This window comes from Desulfovibrio sp. SGI.102 (genome assembly GCF_050314315.1).
Taxonomy (GTDB): domain Bacteria; phylum Desulfobacterota; class Desulfovibrionia; order Desulfovibrionales; family Desulfovibrionaceae; genus Desulfovibrio.
Window position 1 is genome coordinate 1 of sequence record NZ_JBNPNC010000014.1, and the last position, 16,752, is coordinate 16,752.

The 16,752-nt window shown below is 65.8% G+C and carries 13 protein-coding genes; 9 read left to right on the plus strand and 4 right to left on the minus strand.

Translation table 11 applies throughout. The features are described 5' to 3' along the window. Nucleotides 1–88 precede the first annotated feature (88 nt). Together ACQRCJ_RS04800 and ACQRCJ_RS04805 are read left to right on the plus strand one after the other, a co-directional pair. Nucleotides 89–1,420, plus strand: a complete 1,332-nt coding sequence (locus tag ACQRCJ_RS04800; RefSeq protein WP_303995776.1) for an O-antigen ligase family protein — start codon at nucleotides 89–91, stop codon at nucleotides 1,418–1,420. Then, a complete protein-coding gene (locus ACQRCJ_RS04805; RefSeq protein WP_204674718.1) occupies nucleotides 1,417–2,004 on the plus strand; it encodes a GNAT family N-acetyltransferase in 588 nt (195 codons plus the stop codon). Before ACQRCJ_RS04800 ends, ACQRCJ_RS04805 begins: the two co-directional genes overlap by 4 nt. Before the next feature lie 232 nt (nucleotides 2,005–2,236). Here the strand turns inward: ACQRCJ_RS04805 and ACQRCJ_RS04810 are convergent, their stop codons facing one another. After that, nucleotides 2,237–4,318 (minus strand): autotransporter outer membrane beta-barrel domain-containing protein, encoded by a 2,082-nt coding sequence (locus tag ACQRCJ_RS04810; protein ID WP_303995773.1) that lies wholly within the window; start codon nucleotides 4,316–4,318, stop codon nucleotides 2,237–2,239. 479 nt (nucleotides 4,319–4,797) lie between these two features. Next, nucleotides 4,798–7,728 carry an excinuclease ABC subunit UvrA gene (uvrA, locus tag ACQRCJ_RS04815; RefSeq protein WP_303995769.1) on the minus strand — a complete coding sequence of 977 codons (2,931 nt, stop codon included), beginning with the start codon at nucleotides 7,726–7,728 and terminating at the stop codon, nucleotides 4,798–4,800. A gap of 148 nt (nucleotides 7,729–7,876) precedes the next feature. Between uvrA and ACQRCJ_RS04820 the strand changes: the two genes are divergently transcribed. Then, on the plus strand, nucleotides 7,877–8,515 hold the full coding sequence (locus ACQRCJ_RS04820) for a hypothetical protein (RefSeq protein WP_303740229.1): 639 nt from the start codon (nucleotides 7,877–7,879) through the stop codon (nucleotides 8,513–8,515). Between the two features lie 54 nt (nucleotides 8,516–8,569). Here ACQRCJ_RS04820 and ACQRCJ_RS04825 read toward each other — a convergent pair whose 3' ends face one another. Continuing rightward, nucleotides 8,570–9,160, minus strand: coding sequence for a TrmH family RNA methyltransferase (locus tag ACQRCJ_RS04825; protein WP_168935370.1), 591 nt, complete (start codon nucleotides 9,158–9,160; stop codon nucleotides 8,570–8,572). Nucleotides 9,161–9,256: 96 nt separating this feature from the next. Between ACQRCJ_RS04825 and speG the strand changes: the two genes are divergently transcribed. The 5 genes from speG (at nucleotide 9,257) to proC (ending at nucleotide 15,234) form a co-directional block, all read left to right on the plus strand. Beyond that, nucleotides 9,257–9,847, plus strand: a complete 591-nt coding sequence (speG, locus tag ACQRCJ_RS04830; protein WP_168935371.1) for a spermidine N1-acetyltransferase — start codon at nucleotides 9,257–9,259, stop codon at nucleotides 9,845–9,847. Between the two features lie 146 nt (nucleotides 9,848–9,993). Continuing rightward, nucleotides 9,994–11,421 carry a sodium:proton antiporter gene (locus tag ACQRCJ_RS04835; RefSeq protein WP_168935372.1) on the plus strand — a complete coding sequence of 476 codons (1,428 nt, stop codon included), beginning with the start codon at nucleotides 9,994–9,996 and terminating at the stop codon, nucleotides 11,419–11,421. Between the two features lie 337 nt (nucleotides 11,422–11,758). Further along, nucleotides 11,759–13,072 (plus strand): S41 family peptidase, encoded by a 1,314-nt coding sequence (locus tag ACQRCJ_RS04840; RefSeq protein ID WP_303930987.1) that lies wholly within the window; start codon nucleotides 11,759–11,761, stop codon nucleotides 13,070–13,072. Nucleotides 13,073–13,098: 26 nt separating this feature from the next. Beyond that, nucleotides 13,099–14,367, plus strand: a complete 1,269-nt coding sequence (locus tag ACQRCJ_RS04845; RefSeq protein ID WP_302260250.1) for a divergent polysaccharide deacetylase family protein — start codon at nucleotides 13,099–13,101, stop codon at nucleotides 14,365–14,367. Nucleotides 14,368–14,433: 66 nt separating this feature from the next. Further along, entirely contained in the window at nucleotides 14,434–15,234 is an 801-nt protein-coding gene (proC, locus tag ACQRCJ_RS04850; protein WP_304004918.1) for a pyrroline-5-carboxylate reductase, read from the plus strand. A 106-nt stretch (nucleotides 15,235–15,340) separates the two neighbouring features. On the opposite strand, the gene ACQRCJ_RS04855 is transcribed toward proC, so the two are convergent. Next, nucleotides 15,341–16,114, minus strand: a complete 774-nt coding sequence (locus ACQRCJ_RS04855; RefSeq protein ID WP_427799421.1) for an AMIN domain-containing protein — start codon at nucleotides 16,112–16,114, stop codon at nucleotides 15,341–15,343. 246 nt (nucleotides 16,115–16,360) lie between these two features. Here ACQRCJ_RS04855 and ACQRCJ_RS04860 point away from each other — a divergent pair, with 246 nt between their 5' ends. Continuing rightward, complete coding sequence (locus tag ACQRCJ_RS04860; protein ID WP_329968263.1) at nucleotides 16,361–16,726, plus strand: hydrogenase maturation nickel metallochaperone HypA; 366 nt, start codon at nucleotides 16,361–16,363, stop codon at nucleotides 16,724–16,726. Nucleotides 16,727–16,752: the final 26 nt, after the last annotated feature.

Consider the following 16,752-nt stretch of genomic DNA (forward strand, 5'->3'; position numbering starts at 1 on the left):
CGCAGCGGGGGACTGGTGGCAAGAGGCGGCTTGAATTCGGCAAAGCCTGCCGCTATGGTGCCGCTATCCCACTACAGGAGGCCCGAAGATGTCGCAACTGAAGAGCTGTGTCGCGGACGTGATGGACCGTATCCGGCGACGCCATGACGCCGATCCCGGGGAATTCTGGCATGCCTGTCTTTTCTGGACGTTCTGGGTCTCCCTGGCCCTGTTCCCCATCGGCTACGGCTGGCGCGAAGTGACGCCGCCGCTGTGCTTCATCTTTCTGCTGCTCTATTACCGGCACGCCTGGCACCGTTCCGTCCTGCGCCGTCTCACGGTCTGGCCGCTCTTCCTCTGCGCCGGTGCCATGACCCTCATCGGCGTGGTCTTCTCCACGGACGTCTGGCAGTCCTTCCTGCATGGTGGCATGGGCGTCAACAAGGCCTATATCCTGCCTTTCATCGCCATGGAGTGCGTGCGCTCCACACGGGATCTGCGTCGCCTTGTCCATGCCTGTGTGCTGGCCTGTGTCTGGCAGGGACTGGACGGCATGTGGCAGGCCTGGACCGGCTTCGACTTCATCATGGGCTATGCGCCCAACGCCGGACGCCTGACCGGCAGCCTGGGGGATTACAGCGTGGGCAATTACATGGCGCTGGCCATGATCCCTGCCTTTGCCTGCTGGTTCCTGCTGCGTCGCCGTCTGGGCGTCCTGCCCGCGGCGATCGTCTGGGTGGTGCTCTTCATCCCGGCCTTTTTCCTGCTGGAAGGCGCTTCCAGCCGCAGCGGCATCCTGGCCGTGGCCTCCGCCTTCGTGTTCTGGGCCCTGCTGGCGGGCGGCAGGACGGGACGCATCGCCCTCTGGGGCTGCGTCCTGGTGCTGGGGGGCTTCACCCTGCTGTCCTTCCACCGCATGGATCCGTCCACCATCGCGGGGGACGGGCGCTGGAGCCTCTGGTCCCTGGGCTGGCAGGTCTTCCTCGAGCATCCCTGGCTGGGGGCGGGGCTTGACCGCTACAACGCCTGCTTCCGGGCCCTGGGGCTCGTCCCGGCCCATGACGCCATCACCATCAGCCACCCGCACAACATGTATCTGGATATCCTGTATGCCCACGGCATCATCGGCTTCATCCTGGGCATGATCTTCCTGCTGGGCTTCGCCTGGTGGGCGGGCAGGCATATCCGTCGTGCCCTGCATGACGGCGGTGTGGCGCAGCGTGCGGCGGAGGCCGCGGGCAGTCTTCTGCACTGGCGTCTGACGGCCTGGTTCTATCTGGGGTACCTGGGCTGGCTGGTCAACGGCATCTTTGGCCATGACTTTTATCGCATCTGGTGGCTGGGGCTGGCCATGTGCAGCCTGGGCATCTGCATAGGCGGTGTGGTCAGCGGGCTGGCCGCAGACGGGGAAAGCATCCCCGGCGGAGGAGAGAAGCGATGAGCTTTTGCCTGCAGGTGGCCGGGGACGGCGACGTCTTCCCCATGCTGGCCATCTATGCGCCCTATGTGCGGGACACGGCCATCACCTTCGAATACGAGGTGCCCACGGCTGCGGAGTTCGGCGCGCGTCTGCATCATGTGCTGCCGGAATATCCCTGGCTGGTCTGCCGGGCGCCGGGGCAGGTGCTGGGCTATGCCTATGCCCACCGGCACATGGAACGGGCGGCCTACGGCTGGAACGTGGAGTGCTCCGTCTATGTGCTTGGTTCCGCCCGTGGGCGCGGCGTGGGGCGTGCCCTGTACGGGGCCCTGCTGGAACTGTTGCGCCTGCAGGGCGTGGTCAACGCCTATGGCTGCATCGCGGTGCCCAACGAGCCTAGCGAAGCCCTGCACAGGGCGACGGGCTTTTCCCTGCTGGGGCATTTCCCGGCCTCGGGCTGGAAGCAGGGCCGCTGGCACGACATCGTCTGGTACGGTCGCTGCCTGCAGGAGCCGGGTGCGGGAGAGCCTGCGCCGCTGCGTCCTTTCGGCAGTCTCGGTCAGGGACTGGTGGACGAGGTGCTGCGCCGCCACGCCCGGGGATGACTTTCAGGCTCGTACGGTGATCGGGCAGAGCGGGGCAGACCTTGCCGGCGAAGGCTCCTCCGGCTGGAGGAGAGGCTCGGAGGGCGGACGGCCGTACCTGAGGCGAGCCGCACCGTGCCGCCGGGACGTCTGCGACATCGATGATACGATACTATGCAAGAGGCCGGATGTGCTGGACATCCGGCCTCTTTTTATTTGTGCCCGCGGGAAGGCGCGGGCGATGCTCCTGCCATCAGAATTCCCAGACCAGGCGGGCCTGGCCGCCGATGCTCTGCCGGACACCCGCGGAACCTTCGAGCCCCAGGTCCACATGGAGGGAGCTGTGAGCGGGATCCCACTGCAAGCCTGCCATGAAGACGGCGCTGTCGCCGCGCATGGAGACCGAGGGCGCATCCACGCCGTGATTGCTCAGTTCCGTGCGGGCCGTGCCGTCGAACTCATGTTCCCAGGCCACGCCCGCGTAGGGACTGAAGCCCTGGAAAAGCTCATAGCTCAGGCGGGTGCCCACGCGGAGCAGGCAGGAATCCATGGGATCGAAGCGGAAATCCTCGCCCATGATGCTGATGTCCTGTCCGTCCTGATGGTTCCAGAAAAAGCTGGCCCGGCTGTCCAGGCGCATGCGTTCCGTGGCCTGCCACTGGTAGCCGAGGCCGGCGAACAGGCCGTAGTAGGCCGTGGACGTATCGAAGTCGGCCGTCTGCTGGAGCACGCTGGCGATGTCCTGGCTCTGCCAGTCGCCATTGATCTGCCCCAGCCGCAGACCGGCCTGCGCGTACAGGCCGGACAAAAGGCCGGACGTCAGGTCGAAGCGGGCCATCAGGCCGCCGCCCGCGTAGCGGGCGCTGCCGGTGCCGCAGACGTCGCCTACGGAAAAGTCCTCGCGGGTGCCGATGCTGGCCTGGCCGTATTCGAAAAACGCGCCCAGCAGCAGGTCGCCCGCCTCGCCCGTGAAGTTCCGGGCCAGACCGGCAGCCAGTTCCAGGCCGGTGCCGTCCGCCCGGCCATCGTTGCCGTAGCGTTCCGTACCGCCATGGATGGCCGCGAAGGGCATCCAGGCATCCTGTCCGGAAGCCGCCTTGCGGGCCTGCTCCAGGGCCGTGCCTTCCACCAGGCGCGCGCCCCGGTCGAGGGCCGCCATCTGGGCCACCCGGTACTGGTTGAAGGCCTTTATCTGCGGGTTGGCCCGCAAGCCGGTGATGGTCAGGTCGATGGAGTCACCGTTGCGCTGCATGCTGCCGTCGAAGAGCAGGGCGAAGCCCTTGGGCGCATCATGGACGGTACCGCCATTACTCAGGGCCAGTTCATCGCCATGGATGCTGTTTATCAGCGTGTACCGGTCACCGATGCGCATGCCCTGGCCCCCCAGGGCCCCCAGAACGCGTACCGTACTGCCCTGCAGGTCGCCCTCTTTCTGCTCGTTGCCCAGTGTCAGCAGGGTCTCTCCGGGCCGCATGCCGTTGGGCAGGGCAAGGTTGAGGTACTGGAAGGCCGCCACACGCCGGAGCGTGCCCTGCCAGCCCAGCAGGTTGAGGCTGTTGCCGCTGCCGGCAGCGGGCAGGGGGGAGACGTTCTGCCCCAGGCTGTCCGTGAGGGCGCTGCCAAAGACATAGCCGCCGATATGGCCGCCCGTGAGGGTGACGGCATTGTAGCGTGCGCCGTACTGTCCGCCGCTGCTGGCATAGACGATGCCGCCGACGATGTGATCCCTGATGCTGCCGCCGCTGACGAGAACAGCGTTGAAACTGGCGTCGGCTGTCCCGTTGGTCGTGGTGGCACTGCCGCCGGCGACGCTGGTAATGGAGCCGCCGGAGATGCTGACCAGGTTGTAACGGGCCGAGCCGTCAAGCAGACCTGACGCATGGCCGCCGACCACGGTACCGGTCGTGCCCCCCTTGATGATAACGAGATTGCTGTCGGCCAGGGCCTTGTCGCGGCCGCTGTCGGCATTGCCGCCCACGATATGGGAGACATCGCCGCCAATCTGGAGGACCGTATTGCTGTTGCTTCGGGCAAACATGGTGGCAAGGGCGGATCCGCCGTAGGCATTGTCACTGATGCGGCCGCCATTGACGACGATGCTGTTGTAGGCGGTGTCGGCGACGCCGCCGTAACACCAGCCGCCGAAGGTCTGCACGGCCTGACCGCCGTCATTGACGACCGTGCCGTAGCGGGCCCGGGCACTGTCGCCATAGGCCATGACGCCGTAGATATTGCTGTAGGCATCGCCCGCCCTGATCTGGGCGTGGTGGTTATGGGCCGTTCCGTCGAGGTCGGAGCCCGGTGCCGGACACGCGGGCAACAGGAGCAGGCACACAAGGCAGACCAGGGAGAGCGGGGAGAGGAATGACGGTCGTGGAGGAAGGAGAGCGCGGACATGGTGCCTCCTGGAGACACAGGGATTGATCCCGGAGCGGGAACGCATCCAGTATAGCACAGGAAAGGGGCGCTGCCTATGGATTGGTGGTGACGGAAGCGGGGCGGGACACTGCGGAAGAAAGAGAAAAAGGGATGGAGGATGTCCTGAAAAGTGGCGACGCTTGTTTTTGATGTTTATTGACTGATGAAATGATGCGGGGAACGGAAGGGGACATTCTGAAAAAAACTGCGCTCGAGGCAAAAGGAAATCGTCCGTATCTTTTGCAGGGCCATAAAAGAGGGAGAGCCTCTTGAAAGGCCTCCATGCATCCTTTTTCCTCCTCGCACTGGCCCATCCGGGGCCCGCAGCATCCGGCAGGACTGGAAGACGAAAAAGGCTGCCCGCAGGGGGCAGCCTTCGACATCAACGGGAGTCGTCTAACCGCGCCGTTTGAGGCGGTCGCGGCGTTCCTGCATCAGGAAGCGGCCGGTGACGGAATCGGGGTCGGCCACGATGGCCTCGGGCGTGCCCTGCGAGACCACGAGCCCGCCGTTCTCGCCGCCGCCGGGGCCCATGTCCAGCACGTGGTCGGCGGCCAGGATCATGTCCGTGTTATGCTCGATGACCACCACGCTGGCGCCCTTGTCCACCAGAGCGTGCAGCACCTTGATGAGCTTGCCCACCTCGTGCATGTGCAGGCCGGTGGTGGGCTCGTCCAGGATGTAGAGCGTGCCCGGCAGGGAGCGCTTGCCCAGCTCGCGCGAGATCTTGATGCGCTGGGCCTCGCCGCCGGAAAGGGTGGTGGCGGGCTGGCCGAGACGCAGGTACTCCAGGCCCACCTCCTCAAGCACGGCCAGACGGCGCTCCAGCACGGGATAGTTCTCGAAGAAGGTACGGGCCTGCTGCACGGGCAGATCCAGCACTTCCGCGATGTTCAGGCCCTTGTAGCGCACTTCCAGGGTCTCGTGGTTGTAGCGGCGGCCCTTGCAGACATCGCAGGTCACGTAGACGTCGGGCAAGAAATGCATCTCCACCCGGATCTGGCCGTCGCCGCCGCAGGCCTCGCAGCGGCCGCCGCGCACGTTGAAGCTGAAGCGTCCGGGCTTGTAACCGCGCTTGCGGGCGTCGGGGGTCATGGCGAAGATGTTGCGGATCTCGTCGAAGACCTTGGTGTAGGTGGCCGGGTTGGAACGCGGCGTGCGGCCGATGGGCGTCTGGTCGATGGCCACGATGCGCTCGATGGGGCGGGCCCCCTCGCTGTAGCTCAGGCCGGCGATGGTGCCGGGCTGGTCCACGCGCTGGCCCAGGCTGATGGCCAGATGCTTGTACAACGTGTCCACCACCAGCGAGCTCTTGCCCGAACCGGACACGCCCGTGACACAGGTCAGCACGCCCAGCGGGAAGCGGCAGTCGATGCCGCGCAGGTTGTTGGTGGTCACGTTGTGCAGGGTCAGCCAGCCCTGGGGCTCGCGCCGTTCGTCGGGCAGGCTGATGCTGGCGTCGCCGCGCAGATAGCGGGCCGTGAGGGTATCGGCGCGCAGCAGTTGGGGCACGCTGCCCTGGAACATGATCTCGCCGCCCTGGGAGCCGGAACCGGGCCCCAGTTCGATGACCGTGTCGGCCGCGCAGATGGTGGCCTCGTCGTGCTCCACCACCAGCACGGTATTGCCGCGCTGCTGCAGGGAACGCAGGGTGCCCAGCAGGCGTTCGTTGTCACGCGGGTGCAGGCCGATGGAAGGCTCGTCCAGCACATAGGTCACGCCCACCAGACCGGAGCCCAGCTGGGAGGCCAGACGGATGCGCTGGGCCTCGCCGCCGGAAAGGGTGGCCATGGCCCGGCCCAGGGAAAGATATTCCAGACCCACGTTGCGCATGAAGGACAGACGGTGGGTCAGCTCCTTGAGGAGGGGCTCGGCCACCAGGGCGTGGCGGCCGTCGAAGTGCCGTCCTTCCAGCCATTGCAGGGCCCGTTCTACGGAAAGGGAACAGAACTGGGCGATGTTTAGGTCGTCCACGCGCACGGCCAGGGCCTCGGGCTTGAGACGGGCGCCGTGGCAGTCCGGGCAGTCCGTGGACTGGCGGAAGCGGGCCAGGATCTCGCGCCAGGCCTCGCCGTACTGCATGCCTTTTTCCAGCAGCGGGATGACGCCGGGCCAGCGCTCCTCGCTGACCTTCACGTCGGCGGCGCGTCCGGTAAAAAGTTCGCTCTGGTAGTCGCCCGTGGCATCCATGGCCACGTTGCCGCCCATCCAGTTGCGGCGCAGGCCGCTGCTGTGCGCGGCGGGGCGGCCCTTTTCGTCCTCGCCGTAGAACAGGCAGGCCAGGGCCGCGTCGGAAAAGTCCTCCAGCGGCGTGGAGAGCGTGAAGCCGTGGCGCTCGCCCAGGGCGCGCAGGGAGGGCTCGTAACGCTGGAAGTGTTTGCTCTCGGCCCAGGGCAGCAGGGCCCCGGTATTGAGGGAAAGGCCCCGGTTGGGCGCGATGAGGCGGGGCTCGAAATAGTCCACGGTGCCCAGGCCCACGCAGCGGGGACAGGCCCCCTGCGGGCTGTTGAAGGAAAAGAGCTGCGGGCTGGGCGCGGGCAGGGAGATATGGCAGTGCGGACAGACCGAGGTGGTGGAATGGATGATGTCCCGTTCCCCTTCGGGCCTGTCGGGCAGGTGGACGGTCAGGCGGCCTTCGCCGTAGCGCAGGGCCAGCTCCACGGAATCGGCCAGGCGGCCGCGGATGCCGTCCTTGTTGACCAGGCGGTCCACCACCAGGTCGATGCTGTGCTTCTTGTTCTTGTCCAGGGCGGGCACGTCGTCCAGGGTGTGGAAGGTGCCGTCCACACGCACGCGGGCGAAGCCTTCGGCGCGCAGCTTTTTGAACTTGTCCTGATGGGTGCCTTTTTGCAGTTCCACCAGCGGCGCCATGACCATGAACTTGCTGCCCTGGGGCAGGGCCATGATGTCGGTGATGATCTCGTCGGCGGAGCGGGCCTCGATGGGGCGGCCGCAGGAGGGACAGTACATGCGGCCCAGACGGGCGAAGAAGACGCGCAAAAAGTCGTGGATCTCCGTCACCGTGCCCACGGTGGAACGGGGATTGCGCGAGGTGCTCTGCTGTTCCAGCGAGATGGCCGGGGAAAGGCCCTCGATCTTCTCCACGTCCGGCTTGTCCATCTGGGGCAGGAACTGCCGGGCATAGGCCGAAAGGGATTCCACATAGCGGCGCTGGCCCTCGGCATAGACGATATCGAAGGCCAGGGTGGACTTGCCGGAACCGGAGGGCCCGCAGACCACCACCAGCTCGTCGCGGGGGATGTCCAGGCTGATGTCCTTGAGGTTGTGCTGCCGGGCTTTTTCGATATGGATGCAGGGATTGTTCATGGGCTGTTATGTAAGCGTGGCGACGCTGTTTGGCAAGAGGGATTCCTGATAAGCGCCGGGAAAAACGGCCCGGAGCGATGGACAAAGGACGGGGAAGGCCGTATAAAATTTTTGACGAGCCGGGACAGTGTCGCGGCAAGGGGGAGTTATGCGTGTTTTTTTCTGTCTGCTGATGCTCATGCTGCTGAGCCCGTCCGCGGGCCTGGCGCAGGAGAGCGCGCTCACCGCCCGCGAGGCGTTCGGCGCCCTGCCCACGAGCATTTTTGAAAATACGGCCGAAGGCCTTGAGGACGAGGACAAACAGCAGCTGCTGGAAGAAGGCCAGAGCGAGTTCTGGGAACTGGCCGGCGAGAGCCGGGACGTGATCGTGTTCCGGGCGCTGCCCTTCCGCGACAGCGGCGTGGCCCTGCGTCTGTTCCGGGACGCTGACGACGGTTCGGCCGTGGCGGCCATCGGCACGCTGGGCACCGAGCTGTGCACGGTGGAGCTGTGGCGCGTGGACGCCTCGGGGCGCACGGTGCCCGTGGACGTGCCGCAGGAGCCGGACATCCAGGAATTTTTTGCCAAGGGCCAGCCCGTGCCCGACGATGTGAACCCCTCGGTGCTCATCTGCCTGGGCATGGGGGGCCTGCGCGCGCACCCCGTGTTCTGGAACAAGACCGGCATGCTCTACCTGCCGCTGGCCAACGAGATCGGCTACCGCTGGGACGGGCACCGCTTCCAGAAGGTGGTCAGGCCGCATGCGGAGGGCAGCGGCGAGCCCGCCGACGGGCTGGATATCGAATAATGGACGAAGGGGGCACCCGGCAGGGCGCCCCCTTTTCGCATCTTGCGGGACAGTCTATTTTTCCAGCCACAGGGCCAGGCGGCGTTCCAGCTCGTCGGGCTCCAGGCGGGGGCTGTCGTAGAAGCCGGCGGCCTCGCGCTGGCGGCAGGCTTCGGACAGGATGATGGCCGAGGCCACCGAGACGTTGAAGCTCTGGATCATGCCGTACATGGGGATGTAGAGCTCACCGTCGGCCATGCTGATGAGTTCCTCGTTGACGCCGCTGTGTTCGTTGCCCATGATGATGGCCGTGGGACGGGTGAAGTCCCAGGTGCGCAGCGGCTTGGCCGTGGGCGTGAAGGTGGTGGCCAGGATCTGCATGTTCTGGGCACGCAGGCTGGTCTCCAGCTCCTGACGGTCGCGGTGGCGCACGCTCTCCACCCATTTGCGGGCCGAGGCCGAGGTCTTGCGGCCCAGCACGGGGAAGGGCGTGTCGGTATAGTACAGGTGCACCTTGTCCACGCCGAAGGCGTCACAGGAACGGTAGATGGCCGAGACATTGTGCGGGTCATGGATATTGGCAAGCACAAGGGTCAGGTCGGGCTGACGGTGGGCAAGCACCGAGCCCAGACGCGCCCTGCGCCGGGGAGTGGGGTCCTTGGGCATAGCATCCTCGTTGTTGGTGGAATTCGCCGGAAATCTGGCAGAAAAACGCCGTTCCCGCAAGCCTTGGCCTTGCGGCGCGCGGCAGGGAGTCTCAGCATGGAAACTGGCAGGGAAGCATCGGCCGCCATCCGCATCCGGCCGCTGGAACGGGAAGACCTCAAATTCGTGCACGGCCTGGACAACAACGCCAACGTCATGCGCTACTGGTTCGAAGAGCCCTACGAGGCCTTCGTGGAACTGCAGGACCTGTACAACAAGCACATCCATGACCAGAGCGAGCGCCGCTTCATCGTGGACCATCAGGGCCAGAACGTGGGCCTGGTGGAGCTGGTGGAGATCGACTACATCCACCGCCGGGCCGAGTTCCAGATCATCATCGACCCGGCCTGGCAGAACCACGGCTTTGCCACGGCGGCGGCCAAGCTGGCCATGGCCTACGCCTTCGACGCGCTCAACCTCTACAAGCTCTACCTCGTGGTGGACAACGAGAACGTGCGCGCCATCCACGTCTATTCCAAGCTGGGCTTCCAGGCCGAGGGCGTGCTCATCCACGAGTTCTTCGCCAACGGCGCCTACCACGACGCCACGCGCATGTGCATCTTCCAGCACGAATACCGCAGCCTTTACGGCAGCGACAGCGGCCCGGCCGCGGCCCTGCCCGGGGACGGCCCGGACCCCGTCAGGTAAGCCGGATTTTGTGAAATGTTCATCCTGCGCCAAGAGGGAGCATTTTCATTGCAAAAAACGTGGAAATGGCGTAGGATTGAAAAGTTTTCATAATGTATCACAATGTTTTCTCTTGTGATATTTTATACTGACTTGAGGAGAATTCCATGTTGAAACGCTGGTCCCTGCCTCTTGCCCTGCTGACCGTGCTGGCGCTTCCCGTGCTGGCCATGGCCTCCGAAGGGCATCCGAGCATCCCCGGTGCGGAACTGTCCGCGGTCTGGGTCATTCCTTTCGTATGCATGCTGCTGTCCATCGCCATCATGCCGCTAGCCCTGCCGCATATCTGGCATCATCACTTCGGCAAGATCTCCGTCTTCTGGGGCCTTGCCTTCCTGATTCCCTGTCTGGTGGTCTACGGCTTCAACGTGGCCTTCTATGAATTCCTCCATGCCATCCTGCTGGAGTACATCCCCTTCATCGTGCTGCTGTTCGCCCTGTTCACCGTGGCCGGCGGCGTGCGCCTGAAGGGCTCGCTGGTGGGCACCCCCGTGGTCAACACCGGCATCCTGGCCGTGGGCACCATCCTGGCCAGCTGGATGGGCACCACCGGCGCCGCCATGCTGCTGATCCGCCCCCTGCTGCGCGCCAATGCCCACCGCAAGTACCGTGTGCATTCCGTGGTCTTCTTCATCTTCCTGGTGGCCAACATCGGCGGCTCCCTGACTCCCCTGGGCGACCCGCCGCTGTTCCTGGGCTACCTGAAGGGCGTGAGCTTCTTCTGGACCACCACCAACCTGTTCGTGAAGACCTGCTTCATGTCCCTGGCCCTGCTGGGCATCTACTTCGTGCTCGATACCGTCCTGTACGGCCGTGAAGGTCGTCCCCAGCCCCCGCATGATCCCAACAAGGTGGAAGAAAAGCTGGGCCTCGACGGCTCCATCAACCTGCTCTTCCTGCTGGGCATCGTGCTCTGCGTGCTGGTTTCCGGCATGATCGACCTCGGCGAAGCCATCAACATCCACGGCGTGGGCATCGATGGCCAGAACCTGCTGCGCGACATCCTGCTGCTCTGCCTGGCCGGCCTGTCCTGGAAGTTCACCACCCGCCAGTGCCGTGAACTCAACGGCTTCTCCTGGGCCCCCATCGAAGAAGTGGCCAAGCTCTTCCTGGGCATCTTCCTGAGCATGATCCCCGCCCTGGCCATCCTGCGTGCCGGTACCGACGGCGCCCTGGCCGGTGTCATCAACATGGTCTTCCATGACGGCGAGCCCGTGAACTACATGTTCTTCTGGCTGACCGGCGCCCTGTCCAGCTTCCTGGACAACGCGCCCACCTACCTGGTGTTCTTCAACACCGCCGGCGGCGACCCCGTGCACCTGATGACCGACATGGCGCCCACCCTGGCCGCCATCTCCGCCGGTGCCGTGTTCATGGGCGCCAACAGCTACATCGGCAACGCCCCCAACTTCATGGTGCGTTCCATCGCCGAAGAACAGGGCGTGGCCATGCCCAGCTTCTTCGGTTACATGGCCTGGTCCGTGGGTATCCTGATCCCGCTGTTCCTGATCCTGACCTGGCTGTTCTTCATCTAGGCCCTGCGCCTTTGCGATCCCAGGGGCTGCCCGGCAACGGGCGGCCCCTTTTTTTGCGCCAGCCTGCGGGGCCGGGAGCGGTACTTTTTTCGGCATGCATCTGCGGGCCGCCCCTGTCCATGGCGTACCTGCCGGGTTGCCGTGGTCCCCGGCCGCCGTCATGCCGGTACGGCGGCCTTCCTCCTCCGGGGCTGGCCGCGGCCCCGGCCGTCATTGCTTTTTGACCTGAAAAAGGTAACTATGGCCGCTCCGCAGGCGGCCCGGCAAGGCTGCGTGCCTGCCCCGCCGGTTCCGGCAGGAGCCCCTGCGTCCGTATGATCTTTTCGGGAGGCAATCCATGCGAGCTCTTTTCCGTTTGACCGTTTTCCTTTGCGTGCTGGCCCTCTGCTGCCCGCTGGGAGCCACCGCTGCCGCCAAGGCCGACAAAGACAAGGTCGAGGAAGATTTCGAAGCCCTGCGCCGCTTCAGCCAGGTGCTGGATCTGGTGAACCGTTATTATGTGAAGGACGTGAACCAGGGTGAACTGCTGGACGGTGCCCTCAAGGGCATGCTGCAGGGCCTGGATCCGCACTCCACCTTCATGACGCCTGAAGAACACAAGGAGATGCAGGAGACCACCTCAGGCGAGTTCACCGGCATCGGCATCGAGATCACGGTGGAGAACGGCCAGGTGACCGTGGTGACCCCCATCGAGGACACGCCCGCCTATCGTGCCGGCCTGCAGTCCGGGGACGTCATCCTGACCATCAACGGCCAGCCCACGCAGGAACTGAGCCTGCAGGACGTGGTCTCGCGCATCCGCGGCCCCAAGGGCACGGAAGTGGAGCTGGGCATCCTGCACAGCACCTCCAAGTCGCCCAAGACCATCCGGGTCAAGCGTGAGGCCATCCCGCTGGTCAGCGTGAAGTCCAAGCCGCTGGAAGACGGCTACTACTGGATCCGCCTCACCCGTTTCTCCGGCCGCACCGACGAGGACCTGCGCGACGTCCTCAAGAAGGCCACCCGCGAATGCGCCAAGACCGGCGGCCTCAAGGGCATCGTGCTCGACCTGCGCAACAATCCCGGCGGTCTGCTGGACCAGGCCGTGAGCGTTTCCGACATGTTCCTGAGCAAGGGCACCATCGTGTCCATCCAGGGCCGCGGCCCCGTGCCGGAGCGCATCTATGAGGCCAAGGACCAGGCCGGGGACATCGACGTGCCCGTGGTGGTGATCATCAACGCCGGTTCGGCCTCGGCCTCCGAGATTGTGGCCGGTGCCCTGCGCGACCAGAAGCGCGCCCTGATCATCGGCGAACGCTCCTTCGGCAAGGGCTCGGTGCAGAACATCATCCCCCTGTCCGACGGCTCGGCCCTCAAGCTGACCGTGGCCCTGTACTATACGCCCAGCGGCAGCTCCATCCAGGCCGAGGGCATCGTGCCCGACCTGGAGATCCCCTTCGAGCGTCCGCGTGAAGAAGACGCCGACGAGCCCCGCATCCTGCTGCGCGAGCAGAACCTGAGCGGCCATCTGGAGAACGCCGATGGCGGCAAGAAGGCCACGAGCAGCAAGAAGCGTGACGATGCCGCGGAACAGCTGGCCCGCGACAACCAGCTGCGCATGGCCCTGCAGCTGGTCAAGGGCCTGCCCCGCATCCAGGAGATCCGGCGCTAGGTCTGCGTCCGGCGCGGAGGGAACCTGTGCGCTTGCCTTTCTTACATCCCGGCCCCCCGAGCGGCGACGATCACGACGGCCTCTCCGGGGGGCCGTGTGCGTCGACCCGCCTGCTGGTGGGCGGTTTACTGTGGTTCTGCCTGTGTCTGGGCCTGTCCCTGTGGCTGGCCTCCCGGGAGGGAGGCGCCGTGCTGGTGGCCGAGGACGGGCAGCCCGTGCTGGCCACCGGTGACTGGTTGCGGCACCGGGACCGTCTGGACGATCTGATGCGCCAGACCCTGTCCCGGGTCATGCCCGGCTGCCGTTTGCTGACCATGCCCGGTTTTTCGGAACAGGAGGCCCGGCATTACCGTGTGGAAGGGGACGGCGCCCCCCTGCGTCTGGCCCTGGCCCTGCAGGAGCGTCTGTGCCAGGAGGCCCTGCGTACCGGCCCTGACGGCGAGCGCCTGCTGGCCGATGACGTGCCCATGCCGCAACTGCGCTGGACGGACGACGGGGTGCTGGAAGCCGATGTGGACGGCCGCACCTGCCTCGTCCTGCATTTCCCCGGCTGGGAGACCATGCTGGCCACGCTTTCCCGGCCCATGCCCGAACCTGCTCTGGTGCTGGTGATCGACGACATGGGCCAGAAGCTGGAGCCTGCGGAGCAGCTGGCCAGCCTGCCGTTCCCCGTGGCCCTGGCCCTGTGGCCCCATGCCGCTGCCCGCCGTCCGGTGCAGCAGGTGGCCCGGGACATGGGGCTGGACGTCCTGCTGCACATGCCTATGGAGGCCATGCCCCGCAAGAACGGCACCGCGCCCAATCCGGGCCCCGGAGCGCTGGAGACGGACATGGACGCCTATGCCATGGAACACGCTCTGGACAAGGCGCTGGCGCAGGTGCCCACGGCCCTGGGCTTCAACAATCATATGGGTTCCGGGTTCACCGGACGGCGCGATGCCTGCCGCATGCTGGCCGGTCTGGCCTACGGGCGCGGCCTGTTCGTGCTGGACAGCGTCACCCGCGGCAACAGCCAGCTGGAGACCAGCATGGTCCGCCAGGGCATCGTCACGGCCAGCCGCCATGTTTTTCTGGACGATCCCCAGGGCACGGACAAGGTGCTGGCCGCGCTGGACAAGGCCGCCCGCCTGGCCCGCAAGCAGGGCATCGCCATCGCCATCGGGCATCCGCATGCCTCGACCCTGCGGGCCCTGGAGCGCTGGGAGAACCGCGAGGGCGTGGCCGTGGTGCCCCTGCGGCGCTACGTCTGGCATCTGGCCCAGCTGCGGGCCGGACAGTTCGGCAAGCCGGAGTGATCTTTCCGGGAGCGTCTGGAGCGCTTCCCGGCTGACAGCCGCCTGTGGCGGTGATGGAGAACGAACATGAGCATGAGCATCGGTTGTGTGGGTTGCGGCAACATGGGCGGGGCCATCCTGGCCGGTCTTGCCGCCTCTTCTCTGGACTGCACCCTGTATGGCCATACGCGCACGGCAGCACGCATGGCGCCTCTGGAAGCGGCGGGCGTCACCCGTCTGGATTCGGCCCGCGAGCTGGCCCGCAAGGCCCGCTATGTGGTCATGGCCGTCAAACCCTACCAGATCGAGGCCCTGCTGGCCGAGATGGCGCCCGAGTTCGGGCCCGACACGGTGGTGATCTCCGTGGCGGCGGGCATCAGCATCGCCCGTTTGCAGGCTGCCGTGGGCGGTCGCTGCCCCGTGGTGCGCTGCATGCCCAATACGCCCGCGCTGGTGGGCAAGGGCGTGTTCGCCCTGTGCTTCGACGACAAGGTCCCGGCGGAGAGCAAGGAAGACATCCTGCGCTTCTTCAGCCAGCTGGGCGTTTGTCTGGAGCTGCCGGAGTCCCGCTTCACGGCCTTCTCGGCCCTCATCGGCGCCGGGCCTGCCTATGTGTTCGGCATGATGCAGGGACTGGTGCAGGCCGGTGTCACCCTGGGCCTGGGCCGCAAGGAATGCCGCGACATGGTGGCGGCCCTGTTCGAAGGCTCGGCCGTCATGGCGGCCCGCAGCGACACGCCGCTCATGGAACTGCGCGACCAGGTATGCTCGCCCGGCGGCCTGACCATCGCCGGGGTCAATGTCCTCGACAGGGCGGGACTTTCCGGCCTGCTGGTGGACGCGGTGCTGGCCGCTGACGAACGCGGCAGGGAAATGGAAAAGGAATAAAAGAAGGGGAGGCGAAAGCCTCCCTTTTTCAGTTATGAAAAACGGCAGGATCTCCGGAAGGTCCTGCCGTTTTTTTGCCGTTTTTTTGTCGCTTTGCTGCGAGAAGTTACTTGGTCTTGTCCAGACGGATGTCCAGGCGCTTCTTGCCCTTGGTCAGGATGTAGCGCGTCTTGGCTTTGGCGTGCAGGTCGATGACGATGCGGGTGTCGCTGCCCTTCTTGCCCAGGCGCACGTCCTTGACCATCTCGCCCTTGGGCACACCGGGTTCGCTGAGCTTCCAGGTGCCCTGCAGATCCACCACCACGCGGGAGGGGCTGGTCAGCTCCAGATGCTTGAAGCGGATGGGGGACGAGGCGTCCAGACGGATGGTGGCGCCGCCGTCACGCACGAAGACCACGAAGTTGGTGATGGTCTGGTTCTTGGGCGCGAGGGCCGCCTTGCGGGGCGCGGGCTGGGGCTTGGGGGCGGGCTTTTCCGCCTTCTTCACTTCCGCCGGGGCGGCGGGAGCCGCAGGAGCGGCCGCCGGGGCTTTTTCGTCATGGGCGGCAGCGGTGAGCGGGGTCGTGCCCGGACTTGCGGGGGCAGGGCTTTCCGTCGTGGCGGGCGTTTCCTCTCCTGTCTCGAAGGCAAAGCCGCGCTCCACGGCAGCGGGAGAAGGCTTGACCCCGGCAGCGGCCAGCTTTTCACCATCGGCAGGCGTGCCGGGCGTCACGGGCAGGGGGGGCTGGGCAACGGGCGGCGCGGGCTTCACAGGGGCGGAGACGCAGTTGTCGGCCGGGACCGGGGCGTCGCCGGACTGCCCCATACGCGTGTTGAGCAGGATGAGCAGCAGGCCAAGGATGATGACCGCGAGGACTATCCAGAGAAAGATCTTGTTCATGCCAGTAGGCTCCTGTGCCTTTGGGCCGGATGTCCGCCGGGAAGTGCCCGGCGGAAGATCGCGCGTGGCGGTTCATGACGCGCGTGTCACGGCGGCGGGGCAAAAGGCCTTCCGGGCCGGGGCATGCCATGAGGCCCCATATGCAGGCACGGCTAAACTCTACATGATTTGTGCCGAATGGCAAGATTTGCCAAATCCCTTTACGCGCCGGGGGCTTTGCGCTAGCATCGGCGCACTATGCACGAAATGTCCATCGCACAAAGCATCCTGGACATAGCTCTGGAAGAGATCGCCAAACAGGGCTGTGACCGGCTCGACCTCATCCGTGTGGAATGCGGCGCCCTGGCCGGCGTGGTGCCGGATTCGCTGCAATTCTGCTTCGAGGCCCTGGTGCAGGGCGGGCCGCATGCGGCCGCCCGGCTCGAACTGGTGACCATCCCCCTGTTGTTGCGCTGCTCCACCTGCGGGCAGACCTTCGGCGGCGAGGGACAGGAAGCCCTCTGGCAGCCGTGTCCGGCGTGCGGCGCCCTGGCAGGCCACACGGTGGAGCAGGGCAAGGAGCTGCAGATCAGTCATCTGGAAGCCTCCGTCAGCGGGGGCCAGGATTCATAAACCGACGGCCTGCGGCCATGCTGCCG